The sequence below is a fragment of the Cyclobacterium sp. SOCE241 genome (assembly GCF_056867545.1).
Genome location: NZ_CP149779.1, coordinates 681,081 through 699,197, shown reverse-complemented (window position 1 = coordinate 699,197; position 18,117 = coordinate 681,081). Strand labels below are relative to the sequence as shown.

Here is an 18,117-nt window from a genome sequence, read left to right as displayed (position 1 = left end):
CGCTTAAAAAACAAACAATGCCTAATCAAAGAAAAACCCCAGGCGTTTATGTCTCGGAAATAAATTCCTTTGGGAATTCAACAGTACCAGTAGCCACCGCAGTTCCGGCTTTTATAGGCTATACGCACAAAACAAGCTACAATGGAGAAGATTTGCGCAATAAGCCGCGCAGGGTAACCTCGCTGTCTGATTATTATACGATTTTCGGCAATGAACCGCCAGTGACTCAATTTGACCTTGAAAAGACCACAACCGATGCAGCGGATTTTACCTATGGGGAAGACGGGGAAAGCTATATGGTAAAAGCAAATGGGCCGCAATACCGAATGCACAGTGCCCTTCAATTTTTTTATAACAATGGCGGAGAGGAATGCTATGTAGTTTGTGTTGGCGATTACAAAGACCCTATCAAGGCAGCGGACTTAAAAGCGGCAGTAGACCTACTGGAAAAAGAGGTGCGCCCTACCCTACTCCTTATTCCGGAGGCAGTGGAATTATACGATGACAGCCAATCGGCTTTGAAAGACAGGTATAAAGACGCTTATTCATTACAATCCCATATGATCAACCATTGTGGGTCCATAGGCAACCGTATGGCCATTTTGGACATTCCCAGGGGCTATTGGGAACCTGAAAAAAATCCATCTCAGAGCATTGATGCCTTTAGGGAAAATGTGAACCCTTCGCAATCCGCTTACTATTCTTTTGCCGCAGCCTATTACCCCTGGTTACACACAAATTTGTATTCCGAAGCTGATTTCTCCTATGAAATCCTTACCCGTCAGTCCATGAAAACACTGGACACTTTGCTCAAAATAGATGCTTCGCAAGTTCCTGAACAATCAAAAGGAGCAGTTTTACTTATGATATCCCAACTGACAAGCCTGGCTGCTGCTGAAGGAGCCGATGCTCCTCCAACGGAAGACCCCAAATCAAGCAATGAAGAACAGCTAAAAATCAAAGCCGACCGTCAAAAAACGCGCATAACAACCTTCAATCCATTAGTAAGGCGTATAAACTGGTGCTTAGAACAATCCAGAAGAAAGTAAATACAATGCCTCCATCTGCTGCCATGGCGGGGATTTTTACTTCTATGGACATGAACCAAGGAGTGTGGATAGCACCGGCAAATGTAGCCATCAATAGTGTAACAGGTCCCGCGGTCCATATTACCTCTGAAATGCAGGAAGACCTTAATGTGCCTTTGTCTGGAAAAGCTATAAATGCTATTCGTACCTTCCCGGGACAAGGAGTTCTGGTCTGGGGTGCCCGTACCATGGATGGCAACTCCCAAGACTGGAGGTATGTCAACGTAAGGCGAACAACCATCTTCTTGGAGCAATCAATTAAATCCGCTATTCGAGTCTATGTATATGAACCCAATACTGCTAAAATCTGGGCAACGATTAAAAGTGAGATTGCAAACTTTTTAACGAATGAATGGAAACAAGGAGGACTTATGGGCTCAATTCCTGCGGAGGCTTTCGTCGTATACATAGGTTTGGGCAGCACCATGACGGCAGAAGACATTTTAAACGGTATCTTACGTGTATCCGTAAAAGTAGCCCTCACCCACCCCGCAGAGTTTATCGAAATCAGCTTTGAGGAGAAGATGATAAAGGGATAGTGGTTCAGAAAAAATTGTTTTATGAATTGAGATAGATGAAAATAGATGCAGCCTTGAGGTAATTCTCTCCTTTGAAAAGTCATTTTTGGGTAAAGAGTGTCATTGAAAACTATTGAAACCAGATAACTTTTATACTTATGACGATTGAAGAAAGAAAAATAGCACTTATCAACTGGATTACAAACTTGGAGGATGAGCAGAAAATCAATCAAATTGAAGCTTTTCGCCAAGTTTCAACAGAAGATTTACCTAGAAAGATCGTTGAATTACTAAAGATTCCGGATGCTGAGCCTACTGAGGATTGCATATTGCACAGCAGTATGAGAGATCTTCTAAAGAACCAATAAAGAAATTAATCAGGCCCCCGACTGCAATTAGATCACTTCAATTGATCTTAGATTTTTTAGTAACCTGAATGCACCGAAAATCTACAGACGGTCGCTACCTCTATCGAAACAAAGACTAACTGTAAGCAATTGACATTTAGGTGTATTCAGCTTATTTGGTTATATTGAAGAGAAAAGTCAATACCATGGGCTATTAAATCAATCCCCTGCCAGCCTTAATTTCTTCTGAACTTTGAAACCGATTGTTGTCAAATATATTCAAAGTCTGAACTTGTTGAAAAAGGACTATAAAAAGAAGTAGACGCTACCAAATAAATTTAGGTTATGAAAAAGATAAAAATAGGAATGATGCTTGTTTTATGTGCTTTGGTGACTTTTGCCTGTGAAGATGATGAGGATACACCTGCAAAAGTAGAGCTACAGTCTTTTGATATCATGCTAGACAATGCCTATTCCATTCCTATGGTAACAGGAAGAAGCGAGACGGGTAATATTCAAATGCGCCTTTATGATGACAACTCCCTGACTTTTACCATAACTATTGACAATCTTATGGCATCAGATGACCTAACAGTTGCTCATGTACATACAGGGGATGTGGTAACGGCAGGAAGTGTGGCTATCACACTTGTAGACGGGACAGACATCGCATTTTCAGGAAACATGGCCACAGGAACGATCAACTTGACAGCCGATCAAATTAACACACTCCAAGGAGATGATGTTTATGTTAATGTGCATTCCTCAGACCAAGCATCAGGCTTGGTAAGGGGACAAATTGACCAAACCATTGATAATGCCTACAATTTAACCATGTCTTCATCCAATGAAATCCCGGCTATTATTGATAGAAATGAAACGGGGGAAGCTTATATTAGAATTCTGGGTAATACTATGTATTATAAGGTCATTGTCAATGATCTGGAGGCTTCAGATGCCATCACAGCTGGCCATATTCATGAAGGATCTGCCACTGTAAACGGAGGAGTTTTGGTAAATCTTGGCATTACAGCCAATGCTGAACTTGAACAAACGAAGAGTCTAACTCTAAGTACAGATGAGCTCAGCAAAATTAATAATGATGAATTGTATGTAAATATCCATTCAACCCAATACCCCGGAGGTTTATTGCGAGGTCAAATTAGGTAAAGAAAGGATTCTCGGTGCCTAAGCTTGTAGAAGGCACCGAGCTTTCGGAAACCCAACCGGCGCCTGAGCTTGTCGAAGGCATAGGTATCGGAAAACGAAAACATAACTACGACACGTGGTTTCGACAGGCTCAACCACCGGGGGCGTACCGGAACCCGACCTTGTCGAAGGCTAAGGTTTCGAAAACCAAACCGGCGCCTGAGCTTGTCGAAGGCAGAGGTTTCGGAAAACGAGAACATTACTACGACACGTGGTTTCGACAGGCTCAACCACCGGGGGCGTACCGGAACCCGACCTTGTCGAATGCATAGGTTTCGGAAACCCAACCGGCGCCTGAGCTTGTCGAAGGCAGAGGTATCGGTAAACAAGAACATTACTACGACACGTGGTTTCGACAGGCTCAACCACCGGGAGCGTTAGCATGTCGAAGGTAACGGTGTATTGGTCTATTAAATCTAAATTAATTATGAATGGATGGCTCTATATTTTGGAATGTGCCGATGGGACCTACTACACAGGTAGCACCATTAACCTCGACCTTAGGCTTCTACAACATCAAAATGGAGAGGGTGCCAATTACACTAAAAAAAGGTTACCTGTTCAATTACTTTATTCTGAAGAATATCAACGAATAGATGAAGCATTTTTCAGAGAGAAACAAGTGCAAGGCTGGGGCAGAAAAAAGAAAGAAGCTTTGATCAATGGAGAACACAATTTATTGCCAGCTCTTGCTCTAAATTACACACAATATCCGAGATAGGTATTAAGGGGAAATTGTGGGTAGATCCATCATTTAGTTTCGGGTAAACATTTCAGTGGTCCACCTTGTCGAAGGCAAAGGTTTCGAAAACCAAACCGGCGCCTGAGCTTGTCGAAGGCATAGGTATCGGAAAACGAAAACATAACTACGACACGTGGTTTCGACAGGCTCAACCACCGGGGGCGTACCGGAGCCAGAGCTTGTCGTAGGCATAGTTTTCGGAAACCCAACCGGCACCTGAGCTTGTCGAAGGCATAGGTTTTGAAAAACGAGATCATTACTACAACACGTGGTTTCGACAGGCTCAACCACCGGAAAGTACCGGAACCCGGCCTTGTCCAAGGCATAGGTTTTGAAAACCCAACCGGGGCCTGAACTTGTCGAAGGCAGAGGTATCGGAAAACGAAAACATAACTACGACACGTGGTTTCGACAGGCTCAACCACCGGGAGCGTACCGGAGCCAGAGCTTGTCGTAGGCATAGGTTTTGAAAAACGAGATCATTACTACAACACGTGGTTTCGACAGGCTAAACCACCGGGAGCGTACCGGAATCCGGCCTTGTCCAAGGCATAGGTTTCGAAAACCCAACCGGCGCCTGAGCTTGTCGAAGGTATAGGTTTCGAAAAACGAGAACAGTACTACGACACGTGGTTTCGACAGGCTCAACCACCGGGGGCGTACCGGAGCCAGACCTTGTCGAAGACGATGGAATCATTAATTTTTTTTTGCTCAATATTTTATTGATTATTTTTACCTTCAATCAAACACACCTCAGCTATGACTGTCCTATTTGTGCTCTTTTTTGCCATGGTTTTTGGCTTTATTGGATTTTATTGGCAACGGAAAAAACAAAATAAATGGAAAGTCCCCTCCTCCCCATTTCCAACTGAATGGCGCAGCATTTTAATGGAAAACATTCCGTATTACAGGTCTTTGTCATCGGATGATAAACAGCGTTTTGAATACAAAATCCAAGAATTCTTATTGAACTGCAAGGTAACCGGAGTGAAAACGGAGATCAACTTAAAAGACAAGATACTTGTGGCCTCCAGTGCCATTATCCCAATTTTCGGTTTTGAAGATTGGAAATACATCAACCTTTATGAGGTCTTAATTTACCCTACCTTTTTCAATGAAAAATTCAGCCTAGACGCTGCCGACAGGAGGGTTTCCGGGATGGTTGGCAATGGACCTATGGAGGGTGTGATGATCTTGTCAAAAAAAGCCTTGGAATTGGGCTTTAAAAATGAAACTGATAAAAAGAATACAGCCATACACGAATTTATACATCTAATAGACAAAACCGATGGGTCAGTGGATGGCATTCCCTCTTTGCTAATGGAAAAGCAATATGCCATACCTTGGCTAGATTATATCAATAAAAAAATAGAGGAAATTCACGAAGGAAAGTCAGACATTAATCCATATGGTGGAACTAATCAAGCGGAATTTTTTTCTGTGGCCAGTGAATACTTTTTTGAGCGGCCAAAACTACTGAAAAGAAAACATCCAAAGTTATACGCCTTATTGGAAAGGGTATTTAATCAGGACATGGCTTCAAAAAACCTAAGAAAATAGACTTCAAAAACCTGCGATTTATTAAAATATTAGTACCTATTAATGATAAAATTTTTTATATATTTGCCAATAACGAAAAACGACTATCGATATTTAATTTTATTAATCCTAAATATATAAAAGGATAATTTATTAAATAACTTTTTAGAGTACAAAACCACCTTGTAAGGTCTTTTGTTAAACAAACAGTCTTTAAAGATTTAATTTTTAATTTCGAATTGCATGAAAGCTCATTTTTTAGTTGTATTCATTTTAGTACTTAATGCATTTCCAATAAGCGTTGCGTTGGCAGCCAATTATTATATATCTAGTGAAACTGGCGACGACAGTAGATCACTAGAAGAGGCCCAAAACCCCGCCACTCCTTGGAAATCTATAGCAAAAGTCAATTTTATATTTAATTCACTTAAACCTGGAGATGCCCTACTTTTTAAAAGAGGAGAAACCTTTTATGGCAGCCTTCACCTCAGTGCTTCAGGAACAGCTTCTTCTCCAATAAAGATCGGTGAATATGGATCAGGAGCAAAACCTATCCTAACTTCCTTTCAAACCATTGAAAAGTGGAAACCCCTAGGAAATGGGCTTTATGAAAGTTTAGAAGTAGTCGATTCGGACGAGGTACAAGTCCTACTTATCAATGGTCAACGGCATGAAATGGGACGATACCCTAATATTGACGCTGCAAATTCCGGGTATCTTAACATTGAGAAGGTGGAAACCAATGTAATCAAAAGCGCCCTTTTAGGCAGTTCCCCAAACTGGGAAGGTGGCAATGTAGTGATACGTACAAAAGATTGGGTTATAAATAATTATACCGTGTTAAGTCATTCCGGTGGACAGGTAAGGTACAATGCCAATATTAGTCAATACAAAGCAGAAGAGGGTTACGGCTTTTTATTTCCAATCACCTAGGCACGCTGGATTCATTTGGAGAATGGTATTTCAATCCTTCTACAAAGAAAATTTCTGTCTACCTAGCTGATCAGTCCCCAAAAAATCTAAAAATTGAAGTCAGTACACTAGACAATTTACTTACGAAAGACTACCGAGACCAATACATTAACATTGAAAGCATCCATTTTAAAGGTGCAAATAAAAATATTATTCAATTGGAGGGTGGGAATGACATTAAAATAAACAATGTTGAAATTGATTATGCGGGTGAGGATGGAATACATGCTTTAAGTGTAATCCGCCTACTTATTGAAAACAATAATATTAGCAATGTCTATAATAATGGCCTAAACTTAAGGTATGGAAATGATGAGGCGATTGTTCAAAACAATACCATCAGCCATACGGCTACAATGGCAGGAAGGACTCAAAATGATGATGCAGCAGGGATTGGAATTTTCGTCGGAGGTGAAAATATTTTGGTTCATAACAATTCAGTTATAAACACAGGCTTTAATGGCATTCAATTTAGTGGAAACTATATTGAGATCAGGAATAATTATGTAGATAATTTTTGCTTGATTAAAAGCGACGGTGGTGGGATTTACACGTTTGGGGGTACAAGTTATCAAAAGTATTTTGGTAGGAAAATAGAAGGCAATATTGTAATTAACGGAATAGGCAATCCTGCAGGCTCACCGAAAAGAGAGGTGGGTTCTAATCTATTGGTAGAGGGAATATTTTTAGATGACAATTCAAACAATATTGAAATAATCGGCAATACGGTGGCAAATACCAGCAACAGTGGCCTTAAAATAGCAAACGGTAACAGCATAACTGTAGATAATAATCTTTTTTTAACAATGGAAATGCCCTTAGCATAGGAAATAGCACCACTGGAAATGATACAAGAAATAACCGCATTGTAAACAACCAATTTTTCAACAAACATATTGACCAGAATTCATATTTCATCAACACATACAAAGATGACATTTCTCAAATGGCAAGCTTTGATAAGAATTACTTTTTCAGACCCATGGGAGATGAATTCAGTATACTCAATCAATACCAAAAAAACGGTGAGAAGAAGAGACTGCTACACGACTTAAATGAATGGAAATCAAAGTATAATAAGGATCAAAATTCTACAAGCAATACTGTTGATATTTCCACCTATTCGATTCATAAGGTTATTGGTGAGAGCATATATGCAAATTCCACTTTTGATGAGAACATCAAAGAATTATCCTGTAGCAATTGTCTAGAAACCTGGGATGCTGAAAGCAAATTATCAGGAGGGGCATTAAAAGTGTCCAGCTCCACTCAAAGTTCTATTAAGATAAACCTTGGTACCTTAAAGCAAGATAAAACCTATGTATTGTCTTTTAAAAGTTATGCAACCAAACCTACTCATCTTGAATTTAATTTAAGGTTTTCTGACAGTCCTTGGGAAAGGCTCTCCCCTATTAAAACATTTAGGATCAACGAACAAGTAAGTTCTTATGAAGCAATTTTCACCCCTTATCAAGATGTAGAAGAGGTATCCCTAATGGTTCATTTCAATGCTGAAGAAAGCATAACCTATTGGCTTGATGATTTGGAGTTTGTAGAAGTGGAAGCTACCCTAATCTCTCCGGATGATTTGATGTTATTTGAATACAACCCAGGCAATACTAACAAAACAATTAATTTATCAGGGGCATATGTTAATGCTAAATTAGAGCAGTATTCCGGTAAAGTCATCTTACCTCCTTATGGTGCCTTGGCTCTTTTCCGCACCTCTGATACTAATAAACCCAATGAAAGCCAGGATGAGTTGTATTACCATACAGGTGAGGAAGCTTCTATTGAATACGATGGTCAAACCTTTGAACCAATCAAAAGTACCTACATCACCAGTTCAAGCAGTACTTATAAAAATACCAATGCCAGCAATGAACAGCTTTTTCAGTCCGAAAGGTTTGCAAATGAATTGACCTTTCAAATACCCGTAGAAAATGGGGCTTATACGATTAAAACTTACCATAACGAATTGTACTTTGGTAAAGGTGGGGCAACCGCCCAAAAAGGAAACAGGGTTTTTGATATTTATATAGAGGAGGAATTGGTGAAAGAAGATTTAGATCTTTTTGTTCATAGTAACAATTGGGAGGAAACGCTTACTTTTGAGTCGATACAAATCACTGATGGACTGCTTGACCTTAAGCTTATTTCCAGCGCCAATAATGCTACCATATCCGGGCTTGCTATCATTTCAGAAAATAGGATTGATAGTCCGGATGGTGAATTTACCTTTTTTAAACACCGGTGGCCAAAGGGAGGCAACCCTGATTGGCAAAACCTTTGTTGCTGAATCAGAAAAAGCCATCTTTTTTAACGATGAATCCTCTCGGTTCGAAAATATAGATTTAGATGTTGAACAGCTTTTCCAAACCGAAAGAAACGGAAAGCATCTGGTTTATTCAATTCCTGTTCCAAGTGGCAATTATACCTTATTTACTTTTCACAATGAGTTATGGTTTGGTCAAAATGGAGTTCCGGAAAAAGCAGCAAGCAGGGTTTTTGATATCTCAATTGAGGATGAAGTTTTGACAAGTGATTTTGATCTTTTTGTAGAAAACAATAACTCACCTACAATATTGTCTTTTGATAATATTGCTGTAACAGATGGGCATTTAACCCTCGAGATGATTTCCAAGCTTAACAATGCTAGTATTTCGGGAATTGCCATAATAGGCAACGGAGCCAAAAATAGTGAATTGGTCGTTGAACTGAAAAATCTACAGGCCTACTATTACAATATTTCTGATAAAGAAAGTCCAAACGAAAAAATCAACTATCGGATATTTCCAAATCCGACAAAGGGGGAAGCAAATTTAGAAATTGGTGCTGGGATGGAAAAAGGAACAGTTGTGATTTACAATAGCAATGGTCATCTGGTCAACAAGTTTGATTGGGACAAACCAACCAATAACAATAAACTAAGCATCCCTTTAGAAAATTTATCGATGGGTATCTATTTTATTAATGTCATCGATGAGCGTAACCTTTTATTCAGGCAAAAATTAATTATCAGCCCCTAAGTAATCGATCCTTATTCGGACGGAGGGACACGTTTAAATTCCCGAAAATTCGAAATCAATGGAAATTAGAGGGTATGATTATCTTTATAACCTTCAAAACATTCGCCAATAAACCAAAATAAAAACAAAATGAGAGTTACAGTTCTTTTGATGGCAATTTTAGTAACCATACCTATTATGGCTCAGGAAAATTTCCCATTGTGGAAGCCAAGTGAAAAGCTACCTGAATTAAGTGAAATCCCCACCATTGATGATATAGAATTTTCTGTCATCAAACCTTTTGAATTTGATAAAGACGGTTATCGATTTTTACATGGGGTGGCATTAATCTGGCACAAAAACAAACTCTACGCATCATTCGGCCACAATAAAAACGGTGAAAACACTGTAACAGAGGAAGCCAATTACCGTGTCAGCGAAGATGGGGGCAAAACCTGGGGACCACTTAAAAATATTGGAGGAGGTGATAAGGTTGCGGTAAGCCATGGTGAATTCTTATCCTATAAAGGGCAGTTATGGGCTTTTCATGGAGAATACGATGGCATTATGGAAAACCTTCGCATGCGGGCTTATCTTCTTGATGAAAATACAGACACTTGGGTGGATAAAGGCATCGTGGCAAGGGATAATTTTTGGCCACTAACAACTCCCGAAAAAATGGACAATGGCAATTGGATAATCTCCGGCTTTCAAGTTAATGAGATTGGAAGTGGTAACAACCCTCCGGCTGTAGCCATTAGTAGTGGAGATGATTTTACAGATTGGAATGTGGTGGTGATACCTATGGAAACAAAAAATGTCTGGGGGGAGAGTTCAATATTAATTGATGGACCCAATATCATTAACATTGCCCGATGGGGTGAAGAAGCCATTGCTTTGGCCTCAAAAAGTGCTGATTATGGACAAACTTGGTCTAAAGTTAGCCCAAGTAATTTACCCATGTCCACTTCAAAGCCCTACTCCGGACGCTTGAGCTCCGGTGAGTACTATTTAATAGGAGCAACTTATGAAGGTGTCAAAAAATCAAGAAAAACCTTAACCATTGCACTTAGTCAACCGGGTGAATTACTCTTTTCAAAGATCTTTGTGATACGACACGCAGATTTTCCTGAAGGTATAGGTGAATCCCACCCCAATGCCGCATTGGCCTATCCTCATGCGGTAGAACACGAAGGTAAACTTTACATTGGTTATTCCAACAATGGTGGAAAAGTGGGTCGGCCGGAAGGCGAAGGTCGTGAACTGTGGAACAACAACAGTGCAGAGATGGCCATTATCCCTATTGATCAACTTACTCAACCCTAATATTTATTTATGTTATATATCAAATTCAATCGTTTGTCCTCTGATAAGTTTGAAGATTTTATCTTGCTTTACAAGCACATGGAAATGGTTCGCCAACCCGGTTTTAGTTTTGAAGAAGAAGAACCTGAGCCCATTGAATGGGAAAAGTTAACTCAAGCTGAAGTTGATGAAGCAGTAGACAAATTATGTGAATTTGTCTTTGAAGATCCGGCAGCAAGAAGATACCAAAGGTTGATCCCTGAATACGCAAATGAGATATTATTGGAGTATTTGAAAATAGACAATGAAAGATTAGAAGAGCTAGGTATTGAGAAAAAGCTTTCCATATTTAACTATTTGGAGTTTGGCCTTGAAGTGGATTTCACAAATTTGGAATACAACGAGGAGCAAAAGGGTATAATTGAGTTTTCAACATTGAATTACCCTTTTGGAGGAATTGACCGGTTTTTGATAGTTTTAAAGGCATTTGATATACTTCCTACGGAGTGTTTTGATGGTTTTAATATTTTTAGGTTTGACTGGACAAACAATTTCGAATACAATGCCCATGAATTGCCGGAAAAAACCGCCGCTTACATCAAAAGATACGAAACTTAAAAATACCATGTTAAAAGAAAATGACTCAGTTGAATCAATTCTTGTTCGCGATTTCAACAACAATTCAGTTGATCTGATTAAAAAATACCAGGGCAAATCACTTTTGGTCATTATCTATAACAACCAATGTTTGGGCTGTACAGGTAGAGCTATTCCTTTGGCCTATGAATTACAAAAAGAAAATAAAGAGCTTCAGGTTATAGGCATTCATACGAGCTTCAATGCAGGCCAAGTGACAGAAAGCGATATTAAAAGCATTTTTACAATTAATGAGCTTCCATTTCCTATTTTTTAGACAATGGAAGAATGGTTTATGATCAATTTGATTCATCCGGCACCCCTCAATGGATATTAATCACCAAAGGGGGAAAATTGTCCCGCACCATTTTTGGATCCCAGGAAGGAGCGCAAAATCGATTGTATTATGCCATTGAGCAGTTAAAGGGAAAATAGCTAATTGCCAATTCACAATTTTAGCAAATAGAATACACGCTTAGTTCATTTTCAACAATCAGGGACATTAATCCTGCAATTGGAAGCTGAAATTCAGCCCGAGTTAGCTAAAAAACAATACTTTTTTTAATTTATGAATTGGAGTTGATTCGGTCTCAATCGAACTATTTTACTTAAATTGAAATTAATTTATTAAATATTTCTCAAGACCTCATCTAATTCATAAGCCATTGCCCATAAGGCGGGCTTTTGACCCCACTTGACATTCCCATTTATGAAAATGTACATTGTCGTAAAAGACAGCATTCCAGATAAATTAATCCCAGTCATTACTGCCCATGCTTCTTTAGCCTGCTACAAAAAATTTGAAGAAAATGAACAGATGATCAAATGGATTAATGGAATATTTAATAAAGTGGTTTGCGTAGTTAATGAAGATGAATTTGAGCGCTTGAAAAAAGAGGTCGATCATGTTTTGTTAACGGAGTCAGCCTTAGATAACCAAGAGGTTTGCCTGGCATTTTGTCCAAGAGAAGAATACCCCAAAAAATTCAAGTTTTTAAAGATGTGGACGCCTCAAGGGCTTGGATAAATGGAAAACCAACTTTTCAGTTTGTTTCCTAAGAAAGGAAACATTGTTATTGATAAAACTGAATACAAGATACGTTTGCAACTCGACTATGAAAATGGAGATCATTGTCTTTTGGCTTCTACGGATACCCAAGATCTCATACAATTGTTAACAAGTCTTTCACAGCAAATATGGGAGGACTAAAATTACACAAAAACACCTTATGTAGCACAATTGTTTGTCGAAAATCATAATGTTTACCATTGGAAAATAGATTCTTCAGAATTAAGCATCGAATGCAATGAATCAAAAAATGGTATTGAACTTTATCACAAGGGCAATAACCCTATGCAATTAGAAATAAACCAAGTAATTGAAATCGTGCAAATTCTGGAAGGATTGATAAATTAACCAAGCGTGTTGAAGGCTTATTTACATTTTCATAGGTAACTTGCTTTTTATAATTTTAAAAGTTTAAAATAGTTCAACTCGGATTTCACAATCGGATTCGCGGCGCCATTACCATATTTGTATAGGGAAAAGTAGCAATCCGAAGAAGAGAAGGGTATTTGGAAATTCAAGTCGAGTACATTCAAGAAAAATTTGAAAGGGATTCACCTTTCTTGCGTAACTACTGATCACCATATCGCTAGAAAAAAAGACATAAAAAAATAATGGGATTAAATATTGTATTAGTTGAACCGGAAATACCAACAAATACCGGAAATATTGGCCGATTGAGTTTGGGATCCGGATCAGCCTTGCACCTTATCAAGCCATTTGGTTTTGAATTAAGCGACAAACGACTTAAAAGAGCTGGACTGGATTATTGGAAACATGTTCCTCTTTTTATTTATGAAAACATTGCGGAATTCTATGATAAAAATGAAGGCAAGAATTTTGTTTATTTCTCAAGCCATGGCAAACAGGATTATTGTTCAATTGACTATCAAGATGATATGTTTTTGGTATTCGGTAAAGAATCCACTGGTTTACCCACAAACATAGTAGAGCAAAACAGTGATTTGGTTTACAATATCCCAATTTTCTCCCCACATATCCGAAGTTTAAATTTAGCCAATGCGGTAGCAATTGTGGTTTATGAGGGAATAAGAGCTATGAAAAACCGATAGTTCATGACTTCTTCTAATCTAGATAAATTGCGTCTTCACCCAAGGAATAAGAACAGGAAGAGGTATGATATCCATGCATTGACCAAGGAAGTTCCTGCTTTGAAAAACCACTTGAACACCAGTAAAACCGGAGCCATCACAATCAATTTTTCTAATCCAACTGCCGTCAAATTATTAAATAAAGCAATACTGTTTCACCATTACAATCTAAATTATTGGGAATTTCCTGATGGAAATTTATGTCCTCCCATTCCGGGAAGAGCCGATTATTTGCACTATATGGCTGATCTATTGGGAAACAGTAATAATGGTGAAATTCCCAAAGGAAAAAAATAAACTGTTTGGATATCGGGGTTGGTGCAAGTTGTATATACCCCATCATTGGCAATACAAGTTATAAATGGCAATTTACCGGAACGGATATAGACCCTAAATCAATCGCTTCCTCCCAAAAAATTATCGACAACAATTCCATTTTAACCAATAAAATAACATTACAATTTCAAAAAAAATCAAATGCTATTTTTAGGGGCATAATCAGACCTGAAGATAAATTCGACCTAACAATTTGTAACCCACCCTTTCATTCGTCCGCAGCGGAAGCACATAATGGTACCATAAGGAAAGTAAAAATTAAATGGAAAAAGGGTTAAAAACCCACAACTCAATTTTTCAGGTACTTCCAGAGAGCTTGTTTTTGAGGGAGGTGAATTAAAATTTATTCAACAAATTATTAAGGAAAGCCAAAATTTCCCTGACAAGGTTTTTTGGTTTTCAAGCCTAGTTTCCAAACAATCAAACCTTAGTTCAATCTATAAATCTCTAGCAAAAGTAGGCGCAAAAATGCACAAAACAATCCCCATGGGTACAGGCAACAAATCCACTAGAATTGTAGCTTGGACCTTCCTGACCACCAATGCCCAGAAAGAGTGGGTGGATAGGAAATGGTAAAGTGATCAATTTTAGGACGGAGATTTTGAGTCTTTTTATATTGATAATTTTAAGGGCTGTTTATATTTTTTCTATTTAAAGAATAGGTAATGAATGAAAACAGTTTTTTAACACACATCATGTGAAAATATTTCTGAGGTGCTTACCTTTGTTCTCTCAACTAAAAACATCTTATAATATCAAAATAACATGGCCTTTCCGCAAGAGTTTTAGTATTGATTTTAAGCTATTATATTTTTTCAAGCAAAAATAAGCACTAATATAATTTAATTGTAAAGGCCAAATACAAGGATCCTTATGAACCGACTATTTATTGTACTGTTACTCAATCTATTTCAAGCCAACCTTATAGGGCAAACCTTTCAGGGGTCAGTTATCAATAATAAAAAAGAATCGATAGTTGATGCTCAAATATTAGATCTTAATTCTAAAAAGCATACTCATACGGATGCAAATGGCAAATTCATTATTCAAGATATTTCCCAAGGTGACAGCCTTAAAATCTCTCATATCGGTTTTGAGGTAAAATACTTTATTGTCCAATCTATGAATTCTTCTCCGGTAATTGTTTTAGAGGACAAACCTGTTTCATTGGAAGGTGTAGTTATTTCACCGAAAACGAACGCACTGAACCTAATTACAGCCATAGATATAAAGACCAATCCTGTGAATTCTTCTCAAGATATACTTACACAAATTCCGGGGCTTTTTATAGGTCAGCATGCAGGAGGAGGAAAAGCGGAGCAGATATTTTTAAGAGGTTTTGATATTGACCATGGAACAGATATAGGCATTACTGTAGATGGCTTGCCGGTCAATATGGTTTCCCATGCCCATGGTCAAGGTTATGCAGATTTGCACTTTGTTATTCCCGAAACCGTAGACAATATCGATTTTGGAAAAGGTCCGTATTATGCCGACAAGGGTAATTTTACTACTGCTGGGTATGTGAATTTTAAAACCAAAAGAAATCTTGAAAACAGCACAATAAAATTAGAGAAAGGGCAATTTAGCACCAATCGATTATTGGGTATGTTTGATGTATTGAATACAGCAAAACATGATGCATATATTGCCGCAGAGCACCTTAGCACAGATGGACCTTTTGACAGTCCTCAAAACTTCAAAAGAATCAATTTGTTTGGGAAGTATACTGGCAATATTACTTCTACGGAAAAATTAGGCATGACATTCTCTCATCTTTCAAGTAAATGGGATGCCTCCGGTCAAATTCCACAAAGAGCAGTTGACTCAGGTTTGATTGGTCGTTTTGGAGCCATAGATGATACTGAAGGTGGGAATACAGGAAGAACAAATGTATTGGTCAATTATGAGAAAATTTTAACCAATGATTCCTATATAAAAAGTAGTTTGTATTACAGTAAGTATGATTTCGAGTTGTTTTCAAACTTCACCTTCTTCTTAGAAGATGAAATCAATGGGGATCAAATTAAACAGAAAGAAGATCGGAACATTTATGGGCTAAATAGTGAATTTAATAAGTCACTTGATTTAAATGATATAGAGGCTTCCATCCAAGTAGGTGTCAATTTGAGAAATGACCAGAGCAAAAATAATGAGCTTTCTCACACTTTAAATCGTAAGAATACGCTTTCTTTTATACAGCTTGGAAACATCAATGAAACCAATTTTGGCACCTACCTCAACACTAACTTTTATTATAAAAAATGGACTTTTAATCCTTCTATTAGGTTAGATTATTTTGATTTTCAATACAATGATGCATTACAAGAAATTTACCAAACTCAAACCTCTACTAAAACTATTGTAAGCCCAAAGGTAAACGTATTGTATGATTACACCCCAAACCTTCAACTGTATCTTAAGGGTGGAAAAGGATTTCACTCGAATGACTCCCGGGTTATCCTTTCGAATGCTGCTAAAGAAACACTTCCTGCTGCTTATGGATATGATGTAGGCCTAGTTTGGAAACCTGTACCAAAATTACTCCTTAACGCCGCCTACTGGTATTTATTTCTAGAGCAGGAATTTGTTTATGTAGGCGATGCAGGGATAGTTGAGCCTAGTGGTAAAACCCGAAGGCAAGGATTAGATTTGAGTATTCGTTACCAACCATTAAAATGGTTGTTTTGGAATTTTGATACCAACTATACTCATGCGAGAGCAATAGACGAAGAGGCAGGTCAGGATTATATACCATTGGCTCCGGATTTTATATTAAAAAGTGGGTTAAATGCCCTTCATGAATCAGGTATTTATGGAGGAGCAAATGTGCGTCATATCAAAGACAGGCCTGCCAATGAAGACAATTCAATCGTTGCCAAAGGCTATACTGTGGTAGATCTCAACATGGGGTATAAATGGAAGAATATAGACTTTGGGTTTCAAATTCAAAACCTTTTCGATACAGAATGGAATGAAACTCAATTTGCCACAGAATCCAAGTTGCAAAATGAAACATCAGCCATAGAAGAAATACATTTTACTCCAGGCACTCCATTTTTTATTAAAGGTGTAATTGAATACAGGTTTTAATTGAAATAAGCTATTGGGAATAATTTAGGATTAAAGAATTTAACCTTTCTTTTATCCCTATAAATTCATTTGGTTCTCCTTAAAGTGCCTTCGCATTAAACGTATCCCCTTGTGCAATATCTCCAGTTTCAAAACCTTTTTGAACCACCTTACCCTTTGTTCAGAGGTGCCATGGGTGAAGGAATCGGGAACTACCCTTCCGGTAGATTGTTTTTGCAAACGATCGTCACCAATGGCATTGGCCGCGTTCAATGCTTCTTCCAGGTCTCCTGCCTCCATCATACTCATCCTACTCTCCGAACGATTTGCCCACACTCCGGCAAAAAAATCGGCTTGTAATTCTAACATTACAGAATATTTGTTGTATTCTGCCTCACTAACTTGTCCCCTAAGTTTGTGTAATCAGTAATTCCCATTAATTTTTGCACATGATGTCCTACTTCATGCGCGATGACATAGGCTTGGGCAAAATCTCCCGGAGCATTTAATTTACGCTCCATATCATCAAAAAAGCTAAGGTCAATATATAGTTTCTCATCTCCCGGACAATAAAATGGACCTGTAGCACTTGAAGCTGATCCACATGCAGAAGAGACAGAACCCGTAAACAAAACAAGGGTAGGTTCTCGGTAATTGTCCAATATCTCATTCCAAACATCTTCCGTACTCGCCAAGATTGTCGCACTAAAGTCTGCCAGTTCATTTTCCTCATCTGTACCTTGATAGGTAGTAGAAGTGTTTTGTTGACCAACGTTTCCTGAGATTAATCCACTAAGTAGACTCAGTGGATTATTTCCCGTGACAAAAGAAACCACTATAAATATACCCGCTATAACCAACCCTACTTTGGAGAATAGAATTTTGATCAAAGGTCCCATTAGCAGTGAACTTAATCCACCAATTCCCTTACCTGAACCGGAATGCCCTCTTCGGTCATCGACATTCGAACTTTTACGCCTACCTTGCCATTTCATATTGTTACCTTATTGATGGTAAATATTTTATTCCAATAATTACTTAAATATATTTAATTTATTGCCTCGCTAAAGCATCAAGGTCAAATAAAATTATCTCTTTGCTACAATATCCGCTGCAGAAGATTTTTATTGATTATTTTCATTTTATGCTTGATAGTACTTAAGATTA

General features: G+C 38.1%; 20 protein-coding genes and 2 pseudogenes. 21 read left to right on the top strand and 1 reads right to left on the bottom strand.

Going from position 1 to position 18,117, the window contains the following annotated elements:
• The first annotated feature begins 17 nt into the window (after positions 1 to 17).
• The 21 genes and pseudogenes from WG932_RS03330 (at position 18) to WG932_RS03230 (ending at position 16,971) form a co-directional block, all read left to right on the top strand.
• The gene (locus WG932_RS03330; protein WP_483086951.1) at positions 18 to 1,049 is read left to right on the top strand and encodes a hypothetical protein; all 1,032 of its coding nucleotides are present in this window, start codon (positions 18 to 20) and stop codon (positions 1,047 to 1,049) included.
• Complete coding sequence (locus tag WG932_RS03325) at positions 1,022 to 1,627, top strand: phage tail sheath family protein (protein ID WP_483086950.1); 606 nt, start codon at positions 1,022 to 1,024, stop codon at positions 1,625 to 1,627. Before WG932_RS03330 ends, WG932_RS03325 begins: the two co-directional genes overlap by 28 nt.
• Positions 1,628 to 1,764: 137 nt before the next feature.
• Positions 1,765 to 1,974, top strand: a complete 210-nt coding sequence (locus WG932_RS03320) for a hypothetical protein (RefSeq protein ID WP_483086949.1) — start codon at positions 1,765 to 1,767, stop codon at positions 1,972 to 1,974.
• A gap of 324 nt (positions 1,975 to 2,298) precedes the next feature.
• Complete coding sequence (locus WG932_RS03315; RefSeq protein ID WP_483086948.1) at positions 2,299 to 3,123, top strand: CHRD domain-containing protein; 825 nt, start codon at positions 2,299 to 2,301, stop codon at positions 3,121 to 3,123.
• A gap of 466 nt (positions 3,124 to 3,589) precedes the next feature.
• Complete coding sequence (locus WG932_RS03310; RefSeq protein WP_483086947.1) at positions 3,590 to 3,883, top strand: GIY-YIG nuclease family protein; 294 nt, start codon at positions 3,590 to 3,592, stop codon at positions 3,881 to 3,883.
• A 780-nt stretch (positions 3,884 to 4,663) separates the two neighbouring features.
• A complete protein-coding gene (locus tag WG932_RS03305; protein ID WP_483086946.1) occupies positions 4,664 to 5,464 on the top strand; it encodes a M90 family metallopeptidase in 801 nt (266 codons plus the stop codon).
• Positions 5,465 to 5,686: 222 nt separating this feature from the next.
• Complete coding sequence (locus WG932_RS03300; protein ID WP_483086945.1) at positions 5,687 to 6,376, top strand: hypothetical protein; 690 nt, start codon at positions 5,687 to 5,689, stop codon at positions 6,374 to 6,376.
• 197 nt (positions 6,377 to 6,573) lie between these two features.
• Entirely contained in the window at positions 6,574 to 7,242 is a 669-nt protein-coding gene (locus tag WG932_RS03295) for a right-handed parallel beta-helix repeat-containing protein (RefSeq protein ID WP_483086944.1), read from the top strand.
• Between the two features lie 119 nt (positions 7,243 to 7,361).
• Positions 7,362 to 8,714 (top strand): malectin domain-containing carbohydrate-binding protein, encoded by a 1,353-nt coding sequence (locus tag WG932_RS03290; RefSeq protein WP_483086943.1) that lies wholly within the window; start codon positions 7,362 to 7,364, stop codon positions 8,712 to 8,714.
• Positions 8,641 to 9,444, top strand: a complete 804-nt coding sequence (locus WG932_RS03285; protein ID WP_483086942.1) for a malectin domain-containing carbohydrate-binding protein — start codon at positions 8,641 to 8,643, stop codon at positions 9,442 to 9,444. Before WG932_RS03290 ends, WG932_RS03285 begins: the two co-directional genes overlap by 74 nt.
• A gap of 129 nt (positions 9,445 to 9,573) precedes the next feature.
• Entirely contained in the window at positions 9,574 to 10,749 is a 1,176-nt protein-coding gene (locus tag WG932_RS03280) for an exo-alpha-sialidase (protein WP_149392287.1), read from the top strand.
• Between the two features lie 9 nt (positions 10,750 to 10,758).
• Positions 10,759 to 11,346, top strand: a complete 588-nt coding sequence (locus WG932_RS03275) for a hypothetical protein (protein WP_483086941.1) — start codon at positions 10,759 to 10,761, stop codon at positions 11,344 to 11,346.
• A 7-nt stretch (positions 11,347 to 11,353) separates the two neighbouring features.
• Complete coding sequence (locus tag WG932_RS03270) at positions 11,354 to 11,641, top strand: hypothetical protein (protein ID WP_483086940.1); 288 nt, start codon at positions 11,354 to 11,356, stop codon at positions 11,639 to 11,641.
• 11 nt (positions 11,642 to 11,652) lie between these two features.
• Positions 11,653 to 11,799 (top strand): hypothetical protein, encoded by a 147-nt coding sequence (locus tag WG932_RS03265; RefSeq protein WP_483086939.1) that lies wholly within the window; start codon positions 11,653 to 11,655, stop codon positions 11,797 to 11,799.
• A 274-nt stretch (positions 11,800 to 12,073) separates the two neighbouring features.
• Entirely contained in the window at positions 12,074 to 12,391 is a 318-nt protein-coding gene (locus WG932_RS03260; protein ID WP_483086938.1) for a peptidyl-tRNA hydrolase, read from the top strand.
• Entirely contained in the window at positions 12,392 to 12,574 is a 183-nt protein-coding gene (locus tag WG932_RS03255) for a hypothetical protein (RefSeq protein ID WP_483086937.1), read from the top strand.
• A 470-nt stretch (positions 12,575 to 13,044) separates the two neighbouring features.
• On the top strand, positions 13,045 to 13,503 hold the full coding sequence (locus WG932_RS03250; protein ID WP_149392291.1) for a tRNA (cytidine(34)-2'-O)-methyltransferase: 459 nt from the start codon (positions 13,045 to 13,047) through the stop codon (positions 13,501 to 13,503).
• A gap of 3 nt (positions 13,504 to 13,506) precedes the next feature.
• Positions 13,507 to 13,839 carry an RlmF-related methyltransferase gene (locus WG932_RS03245; RefSeq protein WP_483086936.1) on the top strand — a complete coding sequence of 111 codons (333 nt, stop codon included), beginning with the start codon at positions 13,507 to 13,509 and terminating at the stop codon, positions 13,837 to 13,839.
• 5 nt (positions 13,840 to 13,844) lie between these two features.
• Positions 13,845 to 14,156, top strand: coding sequence for an RlmF-related methyltransferase (locus WG932_RS03240; protein ID WP_483086935.1), 312 nt, complete (start codon positions 13,845 to 13,847; stop codon positions 14,154 to 14,156).
• Between the two features lie 55 nt (positions 14,157 to 14,211).
• Positions 14,212 to 14,454 (top strand): annotated as a pseudogene (locus WG932_RS03235) (RlmF-related methyltransferase); the annotation flags it as partial.
• Positions 14,455 to 14,751: 297 nt separating this feature from the next.
• Positions 14,752 to 16,971 (top strand): TonB-dependent receptor, encoded by a 2,220-nt coding sequence (locus tag WG932_RS03230; RefSeq protein ID WP_483086934.1) that lies wholly within the window; start codon positions 14,752 to 14,754, stop codon positions 16,969 to 16,971.
• A gap of 79 nt (positions 16,972 to 17,050) precedes the next feature.
• Here the strand turns inward: WG932_RS03230 and ypfJ are convergent.
• A pseudogene (gene ypfJ / locus WG932_RS03225) lies at positions 17,051 to 17,945 on the bottom strand (KPN_02809 family neutral zinc metallopeptidase).
• Positions 17,946 to 18,117 lie beyond the last annotated feature (172 nt).